Genomic DNA, 20,082 nt, shown 5'->3' on the forward strand with positions numbered 1-20,082 from the left:
GCATGTACCAAAATTTCAGCATTGGATTTTATAAATAAAATCCGTACTCACTCGTTGTTCAGTTTTCAAAGATCAAATTCTTTTTCGCTGGGTTTTTCAGCAGCTATAAGATCATATCATGTTCATTTCAAAAATGCAAGGTTTATTTTTTCTTTTTTTTCGAAGATCATTTCACCCTGCTTATTCTCTTTTGAAACGGCTGTTTTGTTGTCAGCTCAAATAATATACCACTTCGCTTTATTGATTACAACATGTAAAAAATACCAATTAAAAAACCGCTAACTGATTTTTGAAAGTCGGCTCTACTACTGTATCCATCAAACTTTTGAATTTGTTTTTCTTCATTATAATTATCGTGAGTATTTGACTGGATCTATTGCATCTGAAAAATGCTTTTCATGCATAACGATTAGGTATATTGCAGGCTCCTAGACTGGGCCATCAATAATGCAGGCGGTGCTTTAGAGCAAGCACCATTAGCTAAAGTCAGATAATGACCTTGTTTTTGAGTACCATAAAAATTAATGCATTTAGGTGTATATTGGAGCATGAAAATTGAGATCCAACAAATGCTTGCAGAGAATCAATTGTCAACGTTTCTTCAATAGTTGGTCTGAAAGCATTTCTGGCATACGGTGCTTACGTGGCATCAAAACATGCAATTCAAAGTCTTACCAATGCAACTGCGCTTGATTATGCAAGTCAAGGCATTCGTATCAATACTGTAGCTCCACGACAACCCAATAGGGCAGTTGAATATCAAGGAGTGCTAGCAGTTATGCTGTATTTGTACCAATTGAAGCCAGCTGGCGATTTCAAAAGTTGCAAAAGGTATTGCTTGGCTTCTCTCTGACGAAGCTTCCTATATAATATAATTGGATCTAAGTTAACGATTGATGGTGGCTTGATGCTTTTTAAAATTACTTCCCCCAATAAATAGCATCCTTTACATTCACATATACGCTTTCCCATCACCGTCCGCATCCCCCTATATCCCCCGTACCTCTGGATCAGTACCAGGTTCGTCTTTTCTTCATCAGAAAAACGACCTTCTTCTATAGGCTGTCAATCCGGTCATCCTCACTACATGCAGAAACGGGGATATGGGGCCATTAACAGAATCAAATCCGCGTCAGAAAATTCTTTTTAGAATGCACGCGGCAAAAGAGACTGTCCTCTGGACAGCCTCTTTTCTGTAATAGGTCTAACTCATTTAATTCGCTAGTCTGTAGGTTACTGATGGATGCCTGCTTTTATTGCTGGGTCAAGATGATAGGACCGTCTGCTGTAATTGCCAGCGTATGCTCGTATTGTGCCGACAAACCACCGTCCAACGTACGTGCGGTCCAACCGTCCGCATCAATCTTACTGCGATATGTGCCTGTGTTGAGCATCGGCTCAATTGTAATAACCATGCCCTCTTTCAAGCGTGGTCCACGGTGCGGAGGTCCGTAATGCGGAACCTGCGGTTGCTCATGCATTTCTTCCCCGATGCCATGCCCAATAAATTCGCGTACGACCGAGAAGCCTTCCGCTTCCGCGTAAGTTTGGATCGCATGGGAAATATCCCCGATCCGATTACCAACAACAGCTTGCTCAATCCCTTTATACAGAGACTCTTTGGTAACGTCCAACAGCTTTTGGGCCTGCTCAGACACATTCCCCACCGCATATGACCAAGCGGAATCTGCCAGCCAGCCATTCAGGTTCACAACCATGTCGATCGTCACGATGTCGCCGTCCTTCAATGGTGTTTTGTTCGGAAAACCGTGGCAAATCACATCATTAGGGGAGCCACAAGTTGCAAACTGGTAGCCGTTATAACCCTTTTGCTCCGGCGTTGCGCCATGCTTCTTCATAAATGATTCTGCAAAAGCGTCAATTTCCAGTGTCGTAATACCTGGTTTAATCATTTTAGCAATTTCCCGGTGGCAAGCAGCCAAAATTTCGCCGGCTTTTTTCATATTTTCAATTTGTTCTTTGGTTTTAATGATAATCATTAAATGTTCTCCTTCTTATCCATGTTCGTTCCACTTTTCACTGCTTCTTTTTTCTGCTTCTATTGTAACGCTAAAAGCAGTGAAATGGAACCGATGTCAATTGATACCGTTTACAAGGGCTTAAACGGGGTTTATAATACTCCATAATTTGTATACAAGTATGCAAAATTATTTGCAAGATAGGAGTATTCTATGAAATATCCAACAACCTGGTTACAGGGCGCATCGCTTGGAGAGAGGATTGCTTGCGAACTCCGACTTCAGATTATACGTGGTATGCAGACACCCGGCACTGTTCTATCTGAAAATCAGATTGCTACCGATTTTGGTACCAGCCGTTCTCCTGTGCGTGAAGCCATGAAAGTGCTCTCAAGCGAAGGACTTATCCGCTTGGAGCGCATGGGGGCGGTTGTGATCGGCATGACACCCGATGATATGGAGGAGCTATTCGACGTACGAATGCTGATTGAGCATTTTGTTGTTCAAAGGTATGTACATAGGGATAATACCATATTGGTAAACACTTTAAATCAGATGATCGACAAAATGGAAGTCGCTCTCAAGCACAGAGATATCGCTGAATTTTCTCTTCAGGATTTTAATTTTCATGAAGCTCTGGTTCTGGAAGCAGGCCATACCCGTATTCTCCATACCTGGAATGGCATGAGACAGTTGATCCTGACGGTTATGCTGGCTGCGACAGAACAACGTTTTGCGTCTAACATCGAAGAATCTCAAGTCACGATTCACAAGCACCGCACCTTTGCAAATGCTTTAAAACAAGGAAATGATCAAGAATTATCCCGACTCATTGAGGAACATTACCGAGACACTCGCAACGCGGTTAACGATAGCGTTTTGTCCTCCTATAGAAAGACATTATCCTAGCCGGAACATACCCGACAAAGAGCCAATTGTATCGCGTCTTTATGCCCACTCCAACTGACGCGGTTCTCTTTTCAGACTAGATTGTCGACAAGTATACAATTAACTATACATATTAGCACCTTTACTCTTTGAATGTTATGGAACCATCCTCTCCCTAGTCGCATTCGGTTTGATTATACTGCTGGATGTGTTAATTTAACGATAATAGCTAATAAGGTAAGTGAAGGGGAGAATGAATATGACCGAAACCCGATATATGATCGGCGTCGATATTGGCACGACCAGTACCAAGGCAGTGCTTTTTGAAGAAAACGGCAATATTGCCGCGCAGCATCATGTGGGCTATCCACTCCATACACCTGAGCCAGATGCGGCAGAACAGGATCCTGAAGATATTCTCAAAGCTGTCGTAGAGACGGTGCAAGAGGTCATGACACAAAGCGGAGTACCCGCCGAACATGTGCTGTTCGTCTCCTTTAGTTCGGCTATGCACAGCGTACTGGCGGTGGACAAGAACGGTAAACCACTGACCGCCTCCATCACGTGGGCAGATAATCGTAGTGCCAAATGGGCTGAAGCGCTCAAACATAAATACAATGGACACGATATTTACTTACGCACGGGAACGCCCATTCACCCCATGTCACCGCTGACAAAACTGATGTGGATTACACGAGATTTATCGGATGTAGCGGCCCAGACGTACAAGTTCATTTCTATAAAGGAATATGTCTTTGCCCGGTTATTCCACCAATATGTCGTGGATCACTCGATCGCCTCTGCTACCGGACTCATGAATTTGAAGCAGTTGGATTGGGACGAGGAAGCGCTCACTATTGCAGGTGTGACGAAGGAGCAGCTGTCCGAGCTGGTACCGACAACTCATGTGCTAAAAGGACTGGACGCAGCCTATGCACATGACATGGGCCTGCTGGAGACGACCCCTTTTGTGATCGGGGCCAGTGACGGTGTCTTGTCCAACCTCGGTGTGAATGCAATCAAACCTGGAGTTGTCGCTGTTACCATCGGCACCAGCGGAGCCATCCGTACTGTAGTTGATAAGCCTCTCACCGATGCCAAGGGGCGCTTTTTCTGTTATGCCTTGACCGAAAAGCTGTGGGTCATCGGCGGCCCGGTGAACAACGGCGGTATCGTGTTCCGCTGGATACGGGATGAATTTGCAGCCTCTGAGGTGGAAACTGCCAAACGCTTAGGAATTGATCCGTATCATGTGCTGACCCAAATCGCAGAACAGGTGCGTCCAGGCTCGGACGGTCTGCTTTTCCTTCCGTATCTATCTGGCGAACGCGCTCCTCTGTGGGACCCAAATGCGCGTGGCTCCTTCTTCGGCCTGTCCCTGCGGCACAAAAAAGAGCATATGATTCGCGCCGCACTGGAAGGTGTACTGTTCAATCTGTATACAGTCATGCTCGCTATGGAGGAAGTCATTGACAGACCGTCTGTCATTCACGCCACGGGTGGATTTGCACGCTCGGAGCTGTGGAGACAACTCATGGCAGATATTTTTGATCAGGAAGTCATTATTCCCGAAAGTCTGGAAAGCTCATGTCTAGGTGCAGCTATTCTAGGCTTGTACGCGTTAGGACGAATTGATTCGCTAGACGCAGTATCCGGTATGATCGGCACCACTCATCAGCATAAACCTGCGGCAGAGCACGTAGATATCTATCGCGATTTACTGCCGATCTATATTCGCATTTCACGTAAATTTGAAGAAGAGTTCAAGGATATTGCAGAATTTCAGGTCAAGTCCCTACAATCTTAAATTAGCGGAACCTGTTCTAACGTTGTTGCGTATTATCGTTTTATAAGGCCTGTCTATGTCAGTTGGATAGGATAAGAAGGAGGATTAGACGATGCTCAAAAAATTACTGCACCGCCTGCTACATTCCACCTCTCATTCCCATAAGCGGCGATACAGCAGCTCAGATCGTTATTACGACCGTAGACGCCATTCTTCATCAGACGGATACAAGAACAGCCATAACGGTCACCGATATTACAAGGATAAACGCCGTCACTACTCCAGTTCCTAGCCACACAACAAAAAGCAGTGGCGGAGTACAACGTAACACAAGAAGCAAGCCACAGGCTCCTTAAGCTTATAAAGCGAAGCCCCTTCTCATCAAGGGCCTTCGCTTTATTGTTGTGCGCCCTTCGTTACGCAGAGCAACATCAGTACATTTTACAGGAAATCGGCTATAACCGAAATTACAGAAATAGGGTTTTAGAGATAATCACCAACAAAATAAACAGTACCAGAATCGCTCCTACAGAGGTCCAGGCTCCTACGCCGCAACCCATACCGCCTACTCCACACATATGACTCATTTACAACACTCCCTTCGCTCATTTCAGGATCATTGTATGTAGACCTAGTCAAATGCGTAAGGGGCATTCCCCCATTTTTGCGGCGAATGCCTGTTTATTTTTAGGGATTAAAGTTATGGATTAACCTCTAACTGCAACAATGCTTCCTCCAACTCCTGCATAAACTGTCGACTATGTTCATAACGTGGACGAATTTGAAAAAGCCGCTCCAGTATATGACGCACAGGTTGACTCAGCATTAATTCTTCCTGCCAGCTTCCAGGGGGTTGATCCGGCTGAGGCTCATAATTGCTATACAGCATAAAAAGCATGAAATGCCCGACATCATACAAATCGCTGTAGAAGGCGACATCTTGTCGCTCAGGTGCGCGCTTTTCCAGCATGGCTTCGGTGAATACATCCTCCTGTCGTTCTCCCACGGCCAAAGCAAGCCCAAAGTCGATTAGGTACGGCTTCCCTTCGCGGTGAATTACGTTAGGAATACGGATATCGCGATGGATGTATCCCCGTTCATGCACATGCAGAACTCGCTCCATTAACTCTAAAATGTAGACGATACATTCCTGTTCCGTAAAGGAACGCTCCTGTTCAAAGATAAGCTCTTCCAAGGTCATACCGGAGACGTATTCCATGACCATATACATTCCGTCCGAATGTTGGTCAATTTCAAGCAACTTTGGAATAAAAGGGTGCTCCATCTTTCGCATTATGTGAGCCTCGCACTGCAATAGCTGAACTGCCTGCGCTCGTTTGCTCGGTCTGGGCAGTTTTACCGCCACCTCCTGTCCGCTGTGCCGATCCAGACAGAGGTAGGTTAGACCATAGCTACCCATGCCTAAAAGCGAACGAACACAATAACGTCCGCTCAGCAAATCACCAGGCTGTTTGGGATAATCTATCCATGATTCATAAATGTTCCGCAACCAAGCAAACATACTTAGATCCCTTCCTATACATGCCGCAGCCACATTTCCTATGCGACTTGTCCTCGTATTTTTGTATTCCGTTATTATATCATCCACGCCAAAAGACCATCAGAGCCGGGTAGGTCTGATGGTCTTATTAGACAAGATAATGATCGTTATGCCTCTCTGCGGCTACGTGGTGTCAGACCGAGCCAGGACAACAGCGAACTGCGCGTTTTGCGTTGCCGGCCCTGATAGGTACGTAGATTAGTGATTAACTGCCGATCCCGTTCTTCCTCGACCCTTTCTTTCATCCAACGTTTATGGTCCTCTAGTTGGTTAGATAAGCTAACATTCTTCTCCACCAAACGGCTGTGCTCTGCTTCCAGTTCCTCCAAACGGCTCCGCATTTCCAACAAAGCGGTTTGCACCATATCCTGCATCTGCGCCAGTTCTTGTGGCTCTACGGACTCCTGCGTTTGTACGGATACAAGTGCTTGCTCCAATCTATACTCCATGGTTGGGGTCAAAGTCTGGAACTGTTCCTGCGACTGCATGGGTTCCTCTGATAGCTCCTGAACATTCATTTCATCCTCTATCTCTGTCAGCTCAACCATAGCAGCAGCTTGCTCCTGCATGACCGTCTCTTCTCTACCCTCAGCCGCCGCCATTATTTCTTGCCAGGTTGCGGTCAGTGACTCAGCATCCGAGATGGGTGGCAAGCGGAATTCTTCATCCTCCAATTGGAAGGGAGCGGTTATTCTCTCAAGTACCACCTGAACGGATTGCTCCATTGTCATATGCTGCTCACGCAACGCCCTCCGCATCACCTTCAAGCACTCAACATCCTCTGCACTGAACATTCTTGACTGATTAGTGGAACGTTGAAACACATATCCCTGTTCCTCCAGCGCCGCTGCATATTTACGAAGGGTACTCGCCCCGATTCCCAGTTGCTTTGCTGCTTCCGTCGTCGACTTGCTTTCTTCCATTTAATCATTACCTCCCCGGATGGTATGGAAAGAAAAAGCTTGTATATGTAGGATTCGCGGAAACCATTGGAAATCCTTTGGCAAAATAGTTCTAATATTGCAGACTGCTAAGAACCTTTGTCATAAACGAATAATTTAAAAACATACAAGAAGCGACATCGCTAAGAATGCTCCTGCACTGTATACTCTTGAGACTCGTTAAGAAACGTCACATAAATGTCATGCTCCCAATATTATTATGGCAACTTTTCTTCCATTAATATGGCTCGTGTTATGATTTATACGGAAACCACTTATAAATAAATAGATACCTTACATCCTGTCTTCCAATAAAAGAATATGGATAATATACACTTATTCTTTGATTAATCCTAAATTTCTCCCCCCCTATTCACCGTTCTTTTTTAATTTATCGGAATGAGGACAAAAAAATGGATATTTTCAAAAGATCAGCAATATGTTATGTTATGTAACGTAAAATGGATTTCAGGCATAATTTGTAGCATATTAACGTTCGTTGGAACGAGGAGGAAACATAAATGAAGGGGAAGGCAAGGAAAGTAGCGATTGTCGGCGCGGGAATGGTCGGTTCGAGCTGTGCCTACTCAATGGTCAATCAGTCCATTTGTGACGAAATCATGATGATTGACCGCACGTATGACCGGGCTTTGGCCCATGCACTGGATCTGTCCCATTGTATGGATTTTACGTCTACACGCACCAAGGTCCGTGCAGGCACATATGCAGACTGCACGGATATGGATGTTGTGATTATAACGGCTGGGTCCAATCCTAAACCGGGTCAAGACCGCCTATCTGTATTGGACGATGCCGTGCATATCACCAGAGAGATTGTAACAGCTATTATGGAGGGCGGTTTCGACGGTATTTTCGTTATTGCCGCTAATCCTGTCGACATTGTTACTTATCTGGTGCAGAGTATATCCGGTCTGCCGCGCAACAAGGTGATCGGCACGGGTACCTCTATCGACTCATCCCGGCTCAAGACGTTGCTTTCTGAGGTGTTTTCCATAGATCCACGCAGTGTACAGGGGTATGCCTTGGGCGAGCATGGCGAATCCCAATTCGTGGCCTGGTCGCACGTTACGATTGGCGGCAAGCCGCTCTTGCACATTTTGCGTCAGCATAAGGAACGATTCAGACACGTTGATCTGGATGACATCGCCCGTAAAACAAGGGATGCCGGTTGGGAGATTTTCACCCGCAAAGGTGCCACTTATTTTGGTATTGCCAATGCGCTGGCGTACATTACCCGTTCCATTTTGAATGACGATGGTAAAATTATAGCGATCTCTGCCGTATTGGACGGCGAGTACGGACACACTGATGTCTGCACGGGCGTTCCAGCAATCATCGGCAGTAGAGGAATTCAGGAGGTCATCGAGCTTGAGCTGAGTCCAGAAGAACAAGCCAAGTTTGACGCCTCTTGCCGCCTGATCAGCGATAATATTCGTGCTATTTCAGGCTTAGTGTAAGCCCATAGAGTAAGTGTCTTATTCAGAACACGAACCTGCAGCACAGCAAAAAAGCTCCTTACCCTCTTTTTAGGATAAGGAGCTTTTGCAGTTTCCACATTTCGTCTTATATCTCTTTATAACGAAATATCATCAGGCCAGCAAACGCAAACACGACAAAGCTACCCAGTACCACCATCAAAAGTGTATCCGTTGGCACCATGAACGCCCCGAAATTGTCTCCCCCACTCGGCATCATCGCCAATAGAGGCTGTGTCCATGGATAGTATGGACCATAGGTCTGAGAGTTGGCGACCAGCATATTGGGCACGGTGAAGACGAAATTCAAAGCAAGCGGTGCAGCAAAGCTAGACCACAAAAAGGACACCATCAGTTGCAGGGCGGCCAACGGCAGACAAGCAACCCAGCCCGCAAGCAGGCTTTGGGCAATCACGGCCCAAGGGATCGGTCCATTCATCCCCTGCACAGCTCCAACACCCAGCAGCGCTCCTCCGAACAGCAGCTGAGTCAGTCCGACCATAGCCATAATGATGGTCAGCTTGGCTGCGTACAGACCCGTGCGGGACAACGGTAGTGACATCAGCTGCTTCCAGCCGCCGCCCCCATGCTCGAAACGGCAGACTAGAGACCCAAACACGGCGGTCAGCATCGGCAGGAACAGCATTGCATGTATTGTAAGCATGGCAGCCAACAGCAACAGCCAGTTTCCTCCCGGATTGGCCAGTAAACCAACTAGGACGGCAATCGCCGGGCTGACAAGCGCAAGCAGCCAGACGGGCGATTTCGCCATTTTCAGGCGTTCGACAGAAAGTAACCGTACGTATCCTCCGAACATTACGCCACATCCTTTCGGCTAAAATGAGCTGCGGTCAGCAGGCTGAGAATTATACCTGTTGCGCATCCGATAGACGCGAATATCCACGCTTGTGGCGCAACCCATGCGAATTGCGGCCAAGCCAGCGGAAACCATTCGGACAGTTGGGAAGCGAATAAGCTGCCAATGCCTAACGTAATACCCAGTGTTACAGGCAGCGCTTGATTATGGAACGTGACCGTTAGCCACAACAACAATACGAGTATAGGCAGCGTGCCGCCTAAGGGCCAAAACCCGAGCCGCAGTAGGTCCCCTATCGGTGCTGGCTCTCCCCCAAAGCCAAGAAGCATCCCCAAGGTCCAAGTCCCTACCGTCAAGAGTAGGCAGGACACGCACAGCATTCCCATGGCCAGTGTTAGCTTTGCCATATAAACACTAAATTTGGAAATAGGCAAAGCCAACAGCTGCTTCCAGGAGTTAGAGGTATGCTCCACATTCGCCAACATGGAAGCGACCATCGTGGCTCCTAACACAAGTGCAAGGGGAACAAACAGTGCGATGTTATCCATCAAGCTTTCCCATAAGCGGCCCTTATATCGCGGAATCAGATAGTCATAGCGGAGCCCAAAGTTCAGTCCCTGCATCGCCACCAGCCCAAGAGGACCGAGGAAGACCAGGAACCAGATTCCCTTTCTGCGTGCTTTGAGCAGATCCGCTGTCAACGCTCGCAGCATCATAGGGAGCCCCCTCCTTTGCCCACCACCTGCATGAACATATCCTCCAACGATTTGCGGCGTTCCTCCACACGATATACGGCATGTGTGTTTTCAACTAATCTTCTAACTAGCAGCGCAACAGCCGCATCATTCATGTTGTCAAAATCCAGCGCTGACCCGTCCTTCACTGAATGGTAGCCCTGTTCACGTGCAATCAATTGGGCTGCTTCCGGCTCCGATACTACGATCCGAATCCCCCCTGCGGACTCCTGACGGAGATTGTGAATTGTATTTTGGAAAATCAGTTGTCCTTCACGGATAATACCGACGGTATTAGCCATATGCTCTACCTCGCTCAGCAAATGGCTGGATACCAGTACAGTGATCCCCCGCTGCTTGGGCATCGCCTGGATCAATTCGCGCATTTCCTGAATGCCCTCGGGGTCCAAGCCATTCGTTGGCTCGTCCAGAATAAGCACTTCGGGATTGCCGAGCAGGGCTGCTGCGATACCAAGTCTCTGCTTCATGCCCAGCGAGTAACCTTTAACCGGACGTTTAGCGTGCTTGGTCAGCCGAACGACCTCCAATACTTCAGTAATGTTCTCTTTCGGCACATTCAAAATACGACGAATAGCCTCCAGATTTTCGACGGCGTTCAAATGACCATAATACGAAGGATACTCTACCAATGAACCGACTTTACGCAAAATATCGAGTCTATGTCTGCGAATATCTTTGCCGAATATACGGATCGTTCCTCGAGTTGGGCGAATAAGCCCAAGTAGCATGCGGATCGTTGTTGTTTTCCCTGCTCCATTGGGTCCGAGAAATCCATAAATATCTCCCCGCGCTATTTTCAGGTCCAGCTGATTAACCGCGGCGCGGCCTTTGTATATTTTGCTGAGACTGTTCGTTTCAATAATTGTTTCGTTCAAGTTCCTCACCTCGACACCTATCGTAACGTGCCAAGTTTAAAGCCAAGGGAACTCTGAGTTTAAGTTTTGTTTAAAAAACGGATTTGTGTCCCGGCTGATGAACTAGAAATCTCTCTCTCCAAATTCATTTCGCGCGCCAAGAGCTCTGTAATCGCCAAGCCAATTCCAGCTCCTTTTTCACTGGATTGCTGCTCCATTCCCGGGCCTTTATCTGCAATGACCAATGCCTCTCTCCCGTTATCCCTCTGTACTTGAATACCGATATATCGACCGGAGGCGGCATGCCGAACTACATTTTGAAAAAGATTGTCCAGCAGACGGCGGAAGCCTTGCTCATCGACATTCCATACCAAACTATGCTCAGGCAGGTCGATATCCACTTCAAAGCCTTCCTTTTCCCACACTGGGTACCAGCTGGCTGCACACTCGCGCACCAGCCGCAAGATATCACGCGGCTCGTTATTCATGGTGTATTTGCCACTGGATAGCAGATTATAGGTTAGCAAGTTGTCGATCAGACTCCCAAGGTCCTTTAACTTATTTTCCATCAGTGTAATCGACTGCTTCCCTTTGCTGCTGAGATTTTCCGCATCCAGGGTATACAGATGGCTGCGCACAACCGTAAGCGGTGTTCGAATATCGTGTGACAGATCGGCGACTAGTCTCTTCCGCAGTTCCTCCTCCTGACGCTCACGTCCTCGACTCTCTGCCAACTGCTCAACCATCCGATTAAACGACTCTTCCAGTTTGCCGATTTCATCCGGGCGTCCGGTAGCAACGAGAATGGGTAATCCATCCTCGCCTCGCTGCGACATGGCGGCCTGAAGCTGCAACAGCCTCCGCCGAATGCCTCCAAAAAACAGAAGCGATACGAATATAAAAGCCCCCAGAACCAATAGAATAAAAAGGAGATAATACATCAACATGCCATTGTCACTAGTCGGATGTTCAAAGAACGAACGGGGCACTTTTAATACCATATAGCCCTGATTCACATCATCCTTGCCCCCGCCAATAAAGGCCACGACCGTAAACGGCCCCTCAGAGCTGGCTTGCTTCATAAAAGCTATAGCTTGCGCCGCACTCCATTGTTTTGGAATGGTAGGTTGTGTCGGTAGCTCCAGTCTGGTTAACCCTGCGGTATCGACCCAAAATATTTGTGAATCTGGGAACATATCCTGCTGTATTTTACGCAGATGGGCTGAAATTTGCTCTGGATTAGCTCCCTTCAAGTCTATAGCTTCTCGATGCCAGCTATGTTCAGTATGGGTCGTAGAGGGATAGTAAGGATTTTTAGGCTTGATATCCGTCTGCAAATTCAACAGTATGCTATATATCAAGGTTGTAACAGGCAATACAATGGGCAACAACATCATAGCCAACACAATAATGACCAAATAGCGGAACAACAGTGAATTACGAAACCGCCCTCTTTGGGCTGGACGGGAGCTGCGACGCCACCATGCCCACCTCTTACGCATACCGCTCATTATGCTTTCACCCGATAACCTACACCACGGATCGTCTCAATGATGCGGGGTGCCGCAGGATCAATCTCCAGCTTTTCCCGTAAGTGCCGAATGTGGACCATTAAGGTTTTGTCTCCGTCGATATACAGATCTCCCCAGACTGCCTCATACATTTGTTCCTTCGTCATAATCTGGCCCAAATGCCGCAGCAAATAAGCAAAGATATGATACTGCTTTCCTGTCAGCGTAATTTCCTCCCCGGTATCACGATTCACAATACGATTATCTGGAGGAAACACAGACAGATGCCCCAGTTGTAGAGATTCTTCGGACACGCTTCCTGATCGCCGCAGCAAAATCTCCATACGTGCTATGAGTTCGTCGGGGTGAAAGGGTTTTGTCACATAATCATCAGCAAAATCCAATCCTTGCAGCTTATCGTCAATGGATGTACGGGCAGACAACATGAGAATGGGAAGCTCCGGGTACTCTTTCTTGAGCCGCTTCCCAATGGTGAACCCATCCAGACCAGGTAACATCACGTCCAGAATCACGAGCTGGCACGTACGAGCTGCTTCCACAGCACCATCCCCACTGCGAAGCCAGGCTACAGCGTAATTCCGCTCTTCCAAATACTGATGCGTCCAAGCACCAATATCTTGATCATCTTCGATGTATAGCACATTTGTTTTCATCATAGACACCTACTTATCGTTTTTCTTTTATATAATGGGCATTATAGCAGTTATGGTACATAACCCACTTAAAAAGGTTAATAACTACCTTATACGACATACGCTTCACAATTTCAAATTTGAATGCAGGTGAACAAGGAGGCCTATCTGATGCTGCTGGAAGCGATATACCACCACCCGAAACGTAATTGGGCTTTTGGTTATGATGATGAAACGATAATTTTACGGCTCCGTACAAAGAAAAATGACCTGACTGCTGTTCACGTTCTTACCGTAGATAAGTACGACTGGGATCGTACTCGGCAGCTTATTCCGATGTCTAAATTTGCCACCGATGGCAGGTTCGATTACTACGAATGTACTGTAAAGCCTACTCACCGTCGGCTGAAATATGGATTTTTGCTGGAAGACGGCGAGGAACGAATTTGGATGAACGAGAACGATTTCACCACCGAGGAACCTCAAAATGCAGACAGTCTGTTTCAATACCCGTTTCTAAATCCGATTGATATATTGAAGCCACCTGCATGGGTGAAGGATGCTGTTTTTTATCAGATTTTCCCGGAACGCTTTGCCAACGGCGACCCCTCCATTAGCCCGGAAGGTGCTGAGGACTGGGGTGGCACACCGCAAAAGGACAATTTTTTCGGTGGTGATTTACAAGGAATTCTGGATCATTTGGATCACCTGAGCGAGTTGGGGATTAACGCCATATATATGACCCCTGTCTTCAAGGCGACGACCAATCATAAATATGATACCGAGGATTATATGGAGGTGGACCCGCACTTCGGGGATAAAAAGACATTAAAAAGGCTGGTGGAGGCGTGCCACGACCGGGGAATCAGGGTCCTGCTCGATGCGGTGTTCAACCACTCGGGGCGTACTTTTAAGCCATTCGTTGACGTACTGGAGAAAGGTGAAGCCTCTCCTTATAAGGACTGGTTCCATGTCCATAGCTTTCCACTGGAAGTGAACGATGGCACACCGACCTACGATACATTCGGGCTAGAACCGATGATGCCCAAGCTGAACACAGAGCATCCTGAGGTAAAAGAGTACCTACTGAATGTGGCAAAACATTGGATTGAAGAGATCGGTATCGACGGCTGGAGGCTGGACGTGGCAGACGAGGTGGATCACGCCTTTTGGCGTGAATTCCGTACGACGGTCAAGCAGGCTAATCCAGATGCATATATTTTGGGTGAAATGTGGAATGAATCGTCTGAATGGCTTCAGGGGGACCAATTCGACGCGACGATGAATTATCCGTTCACCTATGCGGTGAATGATTTTTTCGTCAAAAAAGTGACCGATGCCCAGAGCTTTGCCTTTGCCATTGGGCGACAGCTTGCCCGCTATCCACAACAGGCATCCGAGGTTGCCTTCAATCTGCTGGATAGTCATGATACACCGCGCCTGTTGACACTGTGCGGGGGCGACAAGCGACTGATGCGGCTGGCTGCTTTGTTCCAGTTCACGTACATGGGTGCGCCCTGCATTTTTTACGGCGATGAGGTCGGTCTGGATGGAGATGCTGATCCAGGCTGCCGCCAGTGCATGGAGTGGGACACCGATAAGCAGGACCACGAGCTGTTCGACTTTTATCGTGAGCTGATCGCTCTTCGCAAGGCACACCCTGTCCTTCGTGATCAAGGAAGCATCACTTTCCTGGAGGCACAGCCGGAAGGCGCTTCACTCGCCTACGAGCGCCGCAGCGACGAAGAAGTGCTGCTTGTGCTATTCAACCGTTCCGATGAGCATCACACTTTTGAACTGTCTATTCCAGAGCAGGAATGGGAGGTAGCCTTTGGCGAAAGCCAGTGGTCCGTAGGACCGGAGGGGCTGCATGTCGAGCTTCCGCCTTACGGATATGCTGTGCTGAAGGCAACGCCTATGAAAAGAAGAGGGAGCACCCCGCAATAAAAGCACAAGCCTAAGTTGGCTAATGCTAATGGATATACTCAAAATCACATGTTAAAAAGCAGAAACCACCAGGAACTATGCAGGCTTGTTCCCGGTGGTTTATTGCACTATCTATGAATACCTTATATTATGAGTAGGCAACACTCTAACACGTTATAAACCGTTAGTAGAGCTAAAACAATCAAACACCTACGAGAACTATTGAGTAAAATTGTATCCTTTTAATCTTCATCAGATAATTTATTTTACTGCAGCATCCTCAGTAAGACTACTTAATTCAACAGCTTTATTATATTTTTCTATTAAAATTTCCAGCTCAGAAGATTCTGTTTCTTGTCCTGCCAACCTATTATAAAATGTATTAGCCTCCTTAATAAGATGTCGATTCTTATCTAAAAGATTGTTTAATTGAGTAATATAATCTTTATTATGCTCGTTGAATTCAGCCTCTATAATATCCTCTAAAGAACCTATTATGTCTCCAGATACTTTTTTCACCAAATATCTATTCCATAAAAATACAGCCTTATTAGGTTCCTCAGCCAAAGCCATTGTGAAACCATCAATTGCTTTTGTTAAATCCCCTAAATGGTAGTAACATATTGCTCTCCTATTATAATGCATAGCAGATGATTGAACAGGATGAGTCTTTGCTAGTTCAATACCCTCAGTTAAATAATCTATTGCCTTATTTAAAAGGGAATGATGCTTTTGTTCGTCTTTCTTAAACTCATGGCTAAGTTCCAAATAAGCATTTCCTATATTTATTAAGTACACGTGTTTCCTTTTTAAGTCATCTGTCTTAGTAATTGCAAATCCGTACATTTTAATGGCCGACTCGTAATCCTTTGTATGCCAATAACAATTACCTAGTACATTAAAATATTCAGGTTGAAAATAGCTTCTCTCAGCTCTTTCCATACCATATTCAAAAAAAGAAATTGCTTTGGCATATTTTTTTTTAAGTTGGTACGCCTCTCCAACTTTGAATAACCAATCACAATCTATAATTTTCGATTGTAAAAGAACTTCCTCCTTTTCTTTTAACTTTTCAGTATCGAGATTTTCTTCATTAATACTATCAATAATTTCCTCAGTCAATACCAATAACTTACCCTCATCTTCGGATTCAGGAATTAAGTCAACCATGCCATCTTCTGAAATAATAGCAATTACACATTTACCGTTCTCGTTCTGTTTATTGATATCCTTAAGTTTGTGCCAGTAACGATGGGCAGAATTATAACGAGCCCCACGACTAGCATCTCCTATACTTTCCTTAGCAATACCATCCAGAATGACACCAATTGCATGACAGTTTCCATCAATATCAAAATAAATTGCACCGTCAATAGCTGTTAGGAATTTTATGTATTCCGGATTTATGTTACCTGGTTCAATAAGTGTTGACTGTTTACTTAATCTCTCCACCTCGAATTTTGCAACATCCGATTCTGTGATAACTACCATAGTTCCATGTTTCTGTTCCCGTGACTTACGAACAATTTGATCCAACTTCTCAAGCTTCTGATTGAAGATGTCATCACAATCAGACTGTCCTTCCCAAAAAACACTTTTCAAAAGATTTATAAATTTTTCTGGTGTGTAACCTTCTTCTCCAAGTCTTGGGTTTTTAAAAGAAACTGATATCAGCCGCGTTTCCAGCAATTTAAGATCTGAGCGATAGAACTTCCTATCATTACTTACTAAAAGCTCACCATAATTTGACCGTTCTGCATCTGTTCTAACCAGAAAAAGATTGTACTTAGAAATCCCGTTAAAGTCCAGTTTTAGTATTAAAGCATCCTTTTGTAAGTTCCAATTCACCTCTCCTAGTCCATGTATCTCATTATCATCAGCTATAAGGTAAAGATCTTTATCTACATTTGTTAATTCAAGTAGCTTCCTTATACGTTTAGAATCGTCCAGTCGAATATGGTCTTCTTTAGTGAATTTCACTGTAAACCGAATGAGAAGCGGATTCCTAATACACTCCTTATTCATAAACAAAATGGAGCCAAAAGGACTTGCACCTTCATATGTTTTAGTAGATATTTCATCTATTTTTTCAAGCAGGTTATCTACATAATACTTACTTCGAAGTTCATTGTCATATCTAGTTCCAATTTCAAGGCTCGTATTATCTTTAAGATATCCCTGCATTTTTCCAAAGAACAATCTTGTTAACCTTCGGGTAAAATGAAGACTGTCCTCGTTATACTTTGTGTCGATTTGATTATTATTATTTATTTTTATAGCATTATATTGGTTGTCTAAAGCAAAATAATCACTAAAAAAATAATCCATTATCATTCTTAGAAAAGATATTTCGGGTTCATGATAAAAAAGCTTCCTATTCTCGTGTTCTACATTTCGTACTTCTACTATGTATACGACGTTATACAGAGCTTGGCTATTATAAAAAGTTAAGTGGTTAGAATAAATAATTTTGGTATCACGTATGCTATCCTCAACTCTTAAATCCTGTTCAATTGGCACCTCATTCTCAGTAGTATTTTTTAACTTCTCGTCATTACTGATATATACCTGATACGGTTGTTGCTCTTCCTTATCAAAATAACTCTTAATACCTCCGTAACTATTGACAACTGCTGAAAAGTCAGCTTTTAACTCCCCGTATAAGTTTGATACATCTTGCAGAGAGTCTTGAGAAACAGATTTCCCATGTTCGCCGCTACTCGCTATAGTTTTTTTTATTCGAACCGTTTGAGCAAGAGAGTCTTTTTCATTGTAAACAAGGGCATAGAGCTTGATATGGATTCTTTTATTCAACTCTTTTAAAATGCCTTCTAAACTACTATATACAATCTCATTCAATAAATTGATGTTTTCAACTTTGGATTCCAAAAAATCACCTCTCTCAAATATGGTTCTTAAGTCCTGTTTTTCTACATAGTACCACAATTATTTACAATCATCACTATAATGTTTTTTGAACGATTGAATAGTTGGATTAATATGAGCGGTTTCAATTTTTTTACCGTTGCGTAAATGATCAGTACTGTATGCCTTTAGACATTACAATTAATAGAACAACTTGTGTGTAGAAACGAAATGAAGTAAACGCACACATTCATGGAAACTAGGTTATACTTATTTTTGTAGTTATTGAAATTTATAAACTAAATTCAAACAACGCGTACCAATTAAGTATCAGTACGCGCTGGCTGATCAGCTTTTTTATCTCTTGGCTTGACATGTTAGGAAACCACAGCCCGTCTTTTACTAAAAAATGTGCTTCTATCCAAGCTGATTATTTATTTTTGACATCTGTTCTTACTACCCCAACATCCGAAGCATTGATCGAAATGGGGTTACCGCCTTGTCCTGTGTGAGCTGATGAAGATTGTCTAACATCCACCCTAATTCTTTTGCCCTTAAAGCCAGTTCGTCTCCTTTTTCCCAATGCCATGGCCTCCTTAAGTCTTCGTGGCTTTATAAACCTCTCAATATGACCTAACTGTGAAGAGATATGCTATATGCATATGCCGCTGAAGAAAACAGGTCCCGGCGAATATTCGATCATAGCGAAAAGAGGCGATTAAAATGATTTTTTCCACACAAAAAAACCGCTTCAAATGAATTACCTTTTGAAGCGGTTTTTGAGCGGCTACCTGAGCCAGTACAGCAGTCTAGGCAGGTAGCGTCTGTGTTTTCAATTGCACGTACAACTGGTGTGTCACCTGCTGCGGCTCAATACCCAACTCATCTTCCAGTAAGCTGACGAAACTTTCATAATGCTTTTGAGCAGCTATATACTCTCCCAGCTGGGCATAAGCAGTCAGCAGCAAACCGCAGATATCATCTGAATAAGGTTCACGCTGCTGTAGGTTGAGCAAGCGTTGGACGGACTGCCGGGCACGACCTGAACGGAGCTCTTCTCTAGCCAGTTCTGAAGCACATGCCAGATACATATTGCGCAGCTTTTCTCTTTTTGCATACGCCCATGGGTAATCGTGTTCCTCCAGATAATTGCCACGGTACAGAGCCAACAGGCTCTCGATACGCGGCGTACCGCCGTTGCCAGATGCCGCCCATTCGGAAATTCCCCGCTCGAATAGCTCCACATCTGTAACCCAGCCATTACGGTTCAAACGATAGCGATCCAGATTGTACTCCAGCTTCGTATCTTGCATCCGTTCTTTCAGCGCCTTGCGAATTTGGTAAATGGACGTATGTAGATGAACAACAGCCTTGTCCAAATGATATTCGGGCCACAGCGCATCCAGCAATTGCTCCTTGCTAACCCATTCCCCTTCATGGTGTAGTAAAAAGGAGAACAGCTCCTGCGACTTTAATGTACGCCATTTGAATGGCTTTGCTCCCACGGCTCCTTGTCCATCCTCCAAAATTTCAAGCCTTTGAAAACAACGCACTTTGGGTAATTGCTCTGCTGCGACGACCGAGCTGGAAGGACGGGAATCTGCCAGCGTGGCTACAATCCGATCCAACGTTTTATTAAGCCGCCGGGCATGAACAGGTTTTAACAAATAATCCAGTGCTTGCAGTTCGAATGCTTCAATAGCATATTCCGAGTACGCAGTCACAAAGACGATATGAATATGCGAGTCCAGCTGTTGAATCCACTCGGCGGCCTCCAGTCCGTTCATCTCCGGCATTCCGATATCTATAAAAACAATATCCACACGTTCTGCCGCCAGATGATCCAACCCAGCTTGTGCAGACGTATATTTGCCCATGACCGTTAATCGTCCGTCCGCCTCCAGCAACCGTTCCAAGTAGGTTAGTGCCGACCTCTCATCATCAATCAATATCGCCTTCATCTGTGTCCGCGCTCCCTTCCTGCTGCAACCATCCATTACAATGCTCCATGACCAAGCTGTCTGCTTTACCATCCGATTTTTAATTTCTT

Annotated in this window: 17 protein-coding genes; 6 read left to right on the top strand and 11 right to left on the bottom strand. The window is 45.2% G+C overall.

The window, feature by feature from the left end; all coding sequences use genetic code 11:
- Window positions 1-586: 586 nt before the first annotated feature.
- Window positions 587-853, top strand: coding sequence for an SDR family NAD(P)-dependent oxidoreductase (locus G9G57_RS26475; RefSeq protein WP_080724253.1), 267 nt, complete (start codon window positions 587-589; stop codon window positions 851-853).
- A 400-nt stretch (window positions 854-1,253) separates the two neighbouring features.
- Here the strand turns inward: G9G57_RS26475 and map are convergent, their stop codons facing one another.
- Window positions 1,254-2,000 carry a type I methionyl aminopeptidase gene (gene map / locus G9G57_RS22790; RefSeq protein WP_013369117.1) on the bottom strand — a complete coding sequence of 249 codons (747 nt, stop codon included), beginning with the start codon at window positions 1,998-2,000 and terminating at the stop codon, window positions 1,254-1,256.
- A 192-nt stretch (window positions 2,001-2,192) separates the two neighbouring features.
- Here map and G9G57_RS22795 point away from each other — a divergent pair, with 192 nt between their 5' ends.
- From G9G57_RS22795 to G9G57_RS22805, 3 genes are all read left to right on the top strand, one after another.
- Entirely contained in the window at window positions 2,193-2,888 is a 696-nt protein-coding gene (locus tag G9G57_RS22795) for a GntR family transcriptional regulator (protein ID WP_017427213.1), read from the top strand.
- 238 nt (window positions 2,889-3,126) lie between these two features.
- Window positions 3,127-4,674 carry a gluconokinase gene (gntK, locus tag G9G57_RS22800; protein ID WP_017427212.1) on the top strand — a complete coding sequence of 516 codons (1,548 nt, stop codon included), beginning with the start codon at window positions 3,127-3,129 and terminating at the stop codon, window positions 4,672-4,674.
- 91 nt (window positions 4,675-4,765) lie between these two features.
- Complete coding sequence (locus G9G57_RS22805) at window positions 4,766-4,945, top strand: hypothetical protein (protein ID WP_080561121.1); 180 nt, start codon at window positions 4,766-4,768, stop codon at window positions 4,943-4,945.
- Window positions 4,946-5,120: 175 nt separating this feature from the next.
- On the opposite strand, the gene G9G57_RS26090 is transcribed toward G9G57_RS22805, so the two are convergent.
- The 3 genes from G9G57_RS26090 to G9G57_RS22815 all read right to left on the bottom strand — a co-directional run bounded on the left by G9G57_RS26090 (window position 5,121) and on the right by G9G57_RS22815 (window position 7,137).
- Window positions 5,121-5,240 (bottom strand): hypothetical protein, encoded by a 120-nt coding sequence (locus G9G57_RS26090; protein WP_013369112.1) that lies wholly within the window; start codon window positions 5,238-5,240, stop codon window positions 5,121-5,123.
- A gap of 113 nt (window positions 5,241-5,353) precedes the next feature.
- Window positions 5,354-6,175, bottom strand: a complete 822-nt coding sequence (locus G9G57_RS22810; protein WP_164965581.1) for a serine/threonine protein kinase — start codon at window positions 6,173-6,175, stop codon at window positions 5,354-5,356.
- 146 nt (window positions 6,176-6,321) lie between these two features.
- Window positions 6,322-7,137 carry a MerR family transcriptional regulator gene (locus tag G9G57_RS22815; RefSeq protein WP_016818813.1) on the bottom strand — a complete coding sequence of 272 codons (816 nt, stop codon included), beginning with the start codon at window positions 7,135-7,137 and terminating at the stop codon, window positions 6,322-6,324.
- 539 nt (window positions 7,138-7,676) lie between these two features.
- Here G9G57_RS22815 and G9G57_RS22820 point away from each other — a divergent pair.
- A complete protein-coding gene (locus tag G9G57_RS22820; protein ID WP_016818814.1) occupies window positions 7,677-8,633 on the top strand; it encodes an L-lactate dehydrogenase in 957 nt (318 codons plus the stop codon).
- A 106-nt stretch (window positions 8,634-8,739) separates the two neighbouring features.
- Here G9G57_RS22820 and G9G57_RS22825 read toward each other — a convergent pair whose 3' ends face one another.
- Genes G9G57_RS22825 through G9G57_RS22845 form a run of 5 tightly spaced genes read right to left on the bottom strand, consistent with a single transcriptional unit; the run spans window position 8,740 to window position 13,262 of the window.
- Complete coding sequence (locus G9G57_RS22825; RefSeq protein WP_164965582.1) at window positions 8,740-9,468, bottom strand: ABC transporter permease; 729 nt, start codon at window positions 9,466-9,468, stop codon at window positions 8,740-8,742.
- Window positions 9,468-10,184 (bottom strand): ABC transporter permease, encoded by a 717-nt coding sequence (locus G9G57_RS22830; protein ID WP_164965583.1) that lies wholly within the window; start codon window positions 10,182-10,184, stop codon window positions 9,468-9,470. The genes G9G57_RS22825 and G9G57_RS22830 overlap by 1 nt, the downstream gene beginning before the upstream one ends.
- Window positions 10,181-11,098: an ABC transporter ATP-binding protein gene (locus G9G57_RS22835; RefSeq protein WP_164965584.1), complete on the bottom strand. Its 918-nt coding sequence runs from the start codon at window positions 11,096-11,098 to the stop codon at window positions 10,181-10,183. The genes G9G57_RS22830 and G9G57_RS22835 overlap by 4 nt, the downstream gene beginning before the upstream one ends.
- Window positions 11,099-11,157: 59 nt before the next feature.
- The gene (locus G9G57_RS22840) at window positions 11,158-12,588 is read right to left on the bottom strand and encodes a sensor histidine kinase (RefSeq protein WP_164965585.1); all 1,431 of its coding nucleotides are present in this window, start codon (window positions 12,586-12,588) and stop codon (window positions 11,158-11,160) included.
- Window positions 12,588-13,262: a response regulator transcription factor gene (locus G9G57_RS22845; RefSeq protein WP_164965602.1), complete on the bottom strand. Its 675-nt coding sequence runs from the start codon at window positions 13,260-13,262 to the stop codon at window positions 12,588-12,590. The genes G9G57_RS22840 and G9G57_RS22845 overlap by 1 nt, the downstream gene beginning before the upstream one ends.
- A 150-nt stretch (window positions 13,263-13,412) precedes the next feature.
- On the opposite strand from G9G57_RS22845, the gene G9G57_RS22850 reads away from it, so the two are divergent.
- The gene (locus G9G57_RS22850) at window positions 13,413-15,188 is read left to right on the top strand and encodes an alpha-glycosidase (RefSeq protein ID WP_164965586.1); all 1,776 of its coding nucleotides are present in this window, start codon (window positions 13,413-13,415) and stop codon (window positions 15,186-15,188) included.
- A gap of 240 nt (window positions 15,189-15,428) precedes the next feature.
- Here G9G57_RS22850 and G9G57_RS22855 read toward each other — a convergent pair whose 3' ends face one another.
- Both G9G57_RS22855 and G9G57_RS22860 read right to left on the bottom strand, forming a co-directional pair.
- Window positions 15,429-18,056, bottom strand: a complete 2,628-nt coding sequence (locus G9G57_RS22855) for a tetratricopeptide repeat protein (protein ID WP_164965587.1) — start codon at window positions 18,054-18,056, stop codon at window positions 15,429-15,431.
- Window positions 18,057-18,841: 785 nt separating this feature from the next.
- Entirely contained in the window at window positions 18,842-19,993 is a 1,152-nt protein-coding gene (locus G9G57_RS22860) for a response regulator (protein WP_025363840.1), read from the bottom strand.
- Window positions 19,994-20,082 lie beyond the last annotated feature (89 nt).

This window comes from Paenibacillus sp. EKM211P, assembly GCF_011066175.1.
GTDB lineage: Bacteria > Bacillota > Bacilli > Paenibacillales > Paenibacillaceae > Paenibacillus > Paenibacillus polymyxa.